At 36.4% G+C, this 3718-nt stretch carries 6 protein-coding genes; 5 read left to right on the top strand and 1 reads right to left on the bottom strand.

What is annotated here, in order from left to right; all coding sequences use genetic code 11:
- Positions 1 to 22: 22 nt before the first annotated feature.
- The gene (locus NLX71_RS26055; RefSeq protein ID WP_254366709.1) at positions 23 to 628 is read right to left on the bottom strand and encodes a hypothetical protein; all 606 of its coding nucleotides are present in this window, start codon (positions 626 to 628) and stop codon (positions 23 to 25) included.
- 522 nt (positions 629 to 1150) lie between these two features.
- Here NLX71_RS26055 and NLX71_RS26050 point away from each other — a divergent pair.
- The 5 genes from NLX71_RS26050 to NLX71_RS26030 all read left to right on the top strand — a co-directional run bounded on the left by NLX71_RS26050 (position 1151) and on the right by NLX71_RS26030 (position 3649).
- Positions 1151 to 2128: an HNH endonuclease gene (locus NLX71_RS26050; protein ID WP_254366708.1), complete on the top strand. Its 978-nt coding sequence runs from the start codon at positions 1151 to 1153 to the stop codon at positions 2126 to 2128.
- Positions 2129 to 2148: 20 nt separating this feature from the next.
- Complete coding sequence (locus tag NLX71_RS26045; RefSeq protein ID WP_254366706.1) at positions 2149 to 2466, top strand: nucleoside triphosphate pyrophosphohydrolase; 318 nt, start codon at positions 2149 to 2151, stop codon at positions 2464 to 2466.
- 100 nt (positions 2467 to 2566) lie between these two features.
- Positions 2567 to 3148, top strand: coding sequence for a hypothetical protein (locus tag NLX71_RS26040; protein ID WP_254366704.1), 582 nt, complete (start codon positions 2567 to 2569; stop codon positions 3146 to 3148).
- A 33-nt stretch (positions 3149 to 3181) separates the two neighbouring features.
- Positions 3182 to 3367 carry a hypothetical protein gene (locus NLX71_RS26035; RefSeq protein ID WP_254366702.1) on the top strand — a complete coding sequence of 62 codons (186 nt, stop codon included), beginning with the start codon at positions 3182 to 3184 and terminating at the stop codon, positions 3365 to 3367.
- Between the two features lie 42 nt (positions 3368 to 3409).
- Positions 3410 to 3649: a hypothetical protein gene (locus tag NLX71_RS26030; protein WP_254366700.1), complete on the top strand. Its 240-nt coding sequence runs from the start codon at positions 3410 to 3412 to the stop codon at positions 3647 to 3649.
- The last annotated feature ends 69 nt before the right edge of the window (positions 3650 to 3718 follow it).

The raw sequence follows: 3718 nt of genomic DNA, 5'->3' as shown, positions 1-3718 counted from the left end.
TTTCGTTCCCTCCGCCTCAATATTATTGTATCGGAGTAAGGGGTGTACTGTCCAAGTTTAAATAGGGGCTAAATAGATCTGTTGTAGTTAACGCATTACGAGTAAGGTTCTTGGATACCGTACATTTCGTGGGTTCTGTCCCCAAAGAGATATGGCGTTTTAACTGGTCAACGTATTTGTCCCAAATGAAAATTTGCCGACATTCTTTATTTTGAGAGCTTGATAAAACATTGTCCAAAAACACAAATTTTTGAACAGATACAATATTCCCCTTGGAGTCGTGATAATTTGCTGTAAAACCTTCATTCAGAAGTTTGGATAGCTTTTCGTTCGTTTTGGCTGAGCGATCTCGACCAGTTTCAATCGTTATAATAGGAAGGACGTTCTTCTTGATTTTTATAGGAGTTCCGCTTATCGATTTCACGAGTGAGCCATCTTTATTTGTCTGATACTCGATGATGGGTTCATACTTACGCTTCATAATCTTCTCGTTTAAGATGTAGTACATGAGTGTTTCCGTTGCGAGGGTAGCTGATTCTAAGTTGTAGTCCAACGAAAATGTCGTTCCATCCGATTTAATATGATCAAGACTATATTGCCAAATGTAGTACTGCCGTTTCTTAATCAAATTGATCTGCCCTCCAAAGTTAAAAGTGAAAGATGATAAAACGCCGAAATAAATTGCTTGTTTAGGTTAGGAATGAATCTGTCCATTTTGATATTTGTTTACGAACATTCCTTATGGGGCAAGGGATTTAGGGCGATTTATGTCCCAAATTTTAAAAATAAAATACGGAAAATGTGATAAAACTATTGCGTAATTTACTAATGCGGTATATACTTTGGTTATCTTGAATAATGGAGTAGAGTACCACTTCCTTATTTGGGAATGAAAAGTTGAGCATGCCTAATGTAAAAAAATAGGCATACGCTCTTCTAGAGTAACATTTTGGAAGCCACTTGTACAAGAGTGGTTTATTTTAGTTTTTAATACATTTATTAATGACAGAAGGTAGACTAACCAAAGACGGCAATATGTCTTAGGTTCTATCTTCTTTTTTTCTACTTTTTTCGACTTCTGTCTTACGAGAAATGTGGTATAATTTTACTATAAATACAATTCGAAAACCAAGACTATAGAGGAAGCTTTATGACATTCCTAGAGAAATGGCTCTATATCATCCGCAACTGTTCGTTTGATAACAGTTATAAAGCAGCATGGGCCAAGGCAATCACCGAAATTGCTGTTGAATATGATTTTCACGAACCGATTGGAAGCACAATGAAAATTGGACTTGAAGACATTGCTAAGAAGGTGATTAGATACTACTTTGAGCAAACGATCTTTTTTGATTTAAAGCAAAGTCCCAATCCTAATAAACCGCCGAAGATCGTATCCTTAGTGAAGGAGTTAATTGCTGAGTACCAGAAAGCAACGCAAAGCGCTCAACCGGTTAAATGGTTTCGGTCTAACATTGAGCTAATTTGTGAAACACAGTATGAAAAAACGGTAAAACAAGTGAAAACCGCTTTGAAAGCTGACGTAAGTTACCGCTTTCTTACTGTTGAAGGAAAAGTGGTTGACGATGTTTACAGTTATGAACGGAACGCAGATTTCTTATATATAGCTATTGATAATATGAGGGAACTGAAAGAGAATAGTTTAATCGTATTTGACGCGATCAATTACAGATGGTCACAAATGCTTGAAAATTTCAATCATTCGCCGCGCATATGCAAGAAGGTAAAGATTATTGATGAAGATAAAGTCAGGCGTAAACCATTGACTAAATTTTTTCAACTTATTGCTGCGGAAAATCCAGACCATATTTGTTTTCATTGTGGGAATAAAATCATTGATGAGACTCCCGCTATTGACCATGTAATTCCATGGTCGTATTTATATAGCGATGATTTATGGAATCTGGTCTATTCTCACCAAACTTGCAACTCAAGCAAATCAAATGTCATTCCAAGCGAAACAACGATACAGAGATTGGAAGAAAGAAATTCGAAGTTACTCGTCATGCTTATGAATCAGGGACAAAGCAATAAACATGTTTCAGAGCTTGAAATGGCTATTATCAACGGGTTAGTCAGAAAGTTTTGGATCTCATGCCAAGGTTAGTCTTGGAAGGAGAATATAGGATGATTATCTACAACAAACTCGTAAGAGATAAGATACCGCAGATTATTGAATCATCAGGGAAACAAGCTGAAATTAGAGTTTTAGATGACGCGGAATACATAAAAATGTTGAGTATTAAGCTTCATGAGGAGCTTGATGAATTTATCGAGGCTGGGGAACTTGAGAAAATAACGGAATTGGCTGATTTGGTCGAGGTTGTTTATGCAATATTGGAGCATAAGGGAATCAGTATTGAGGAGTTTGAACGAATAAGGCAGGAGAAGAAAGAGAAGCGCGGTGGATTTGGGGAAAGGATACTGCTTGTTAAAGTTGAGTAACCTTCGAGGTCTTCATGGAAATATGATACACTTTTCCGTTAGTGGTGTTGGATTATCTTGGAGAATAAAAGTCTGAATTCATTAGAAAGAGGTGCTTATTATGAAGGTATTTGGAAAACTGATGAATGACAAGGTTAAATTAGTTAAAGCTGATGGAGAACAAATTGACAATATTAAAGCGCGTGTTCAACCAGATATGATTTTGATTGATGATGCTAGTTTACCTATCGAGGAAGGGGATAAGATTTTTCGGGATTTGTCTAATGGTTTGTCAGAAAGTTATTTGGTATTGGATAGGGGATTCAATGAGAGAACCCTTAACATTCCAGCGCACTATCAGATAAAAGTCCGAAAAGAATCCGCCATTGAAACCCAGAGAGCGACAACTATGCAATTTCACATTGCAAATGTATATGGTTCTAATATTGGTACACAAGGGAATGCTACCATTGAAAATACTTTTAATTTTGAAGTAGTTGATCGACTGATTGAAGAGAATGGAGGCGAAGATAAAGAAGATTTGAGGAAAATGATATCTGAGATCAAAGAATTATTTGAAGATAGTGAAAAAATTAAAAAAGGATCGCTTTCGAAATTTTCTGAGTTAATGCAAAAACATAGCTGGATAACGGGGGCTGTAAGCAAAATGGGACTGGATTTTTTAATAGGAAGCTTAAAATAGAAGTATGAAATTCATTATAGGGGAGAATTTGTCATGCAAGATATATCGCTATGGTGTCCTAAATGCGAAATGTATACAAAAAAATATAGTGCTGTTGGACAATGTATGCGTTGCGAGACAGAAGTAATTACTGGTGGGTATAGCAGAGTAGACATTGATTTTGAAGGCTATATAGAAGTTCTTAAAAATGGCTCATTAAAACTAATTGAGAGTAAATAAAACACGGATTTCAATTTCTTATAGAAGAAAGAGTGGGATTGAATGATACCGGAACAACAACGCCTAGAGATGTATGGCGATATGTCACAAGAAGAAATCGATATGATCTATTGGCATCAAGGGAAATATAAAGGTTGGGATTGCATAGAAACAGGGTTTGGTCTACTGGTAATGAGAAAAGGGTTTGAGGAGTTACGAGCATTTAGGGGATTGGAAGTAAAGAATTGGATACCTGAATGCTGGAAAGAATTAAAGCAGAAAATTGATGAGCTTGAAACGTAAGCGTCAAATCCTCCACACCTAGAAAAACGACGGGATTCATGAGATCATATACGTAACTGATTACGACGC

The organism is Paenibacillus sp. MZ04-78.2 (genome assembly GCF_024213375.1).
Taxonomy (GTDB): Bacteria; Bacillota; Bacilli; order Paenibacillales; family NBRC-103111; genus Paenibacillus_G.
Note: the sequence above shows the minus strand (reverse complement) of the source record. Positions and strands in the feature narration are given on the sequence as shown.

Excerpts from the sequence above, each read along its gene's own strand:
- NLX71_RS26045 (WP_254366706.1), top strand. The coding sequence starts at position 2,149 with ATGATTATCTACAACAAACTCGTAAGAGATAAGATACCGCAGATTATT.
- NLX71_RS26035 (WP_254366702.1), top strand. The coding sequence starts at position 3,182 with ATGCAAGATATATCGCTATGGTGTCCTAAATGCGAAATGTATACAAAA.
- NLX71_RS26040 (WP_254366704.1), top strand. The coding sequence starts at position 2,567 with ATGAAGGTATTTGGAAAACTGATGAATGACAAGGTTAAATTAGTTAAA.
- NLX71_RS26050 (WP_254366708.1), top strand. The coding sequence starts at position 1,151 with ATGACATTCCTAGAGAAATGGCTCTATATCATCCGCAACTGTTCGTTT.
- NLX71_RS26030 (WP_254366700.1), top strand. The coding sequence starts at position 3,410 with ATGATACCGGAACAACAACGCCTAGAGATGTATGGCGATATGTCACAA.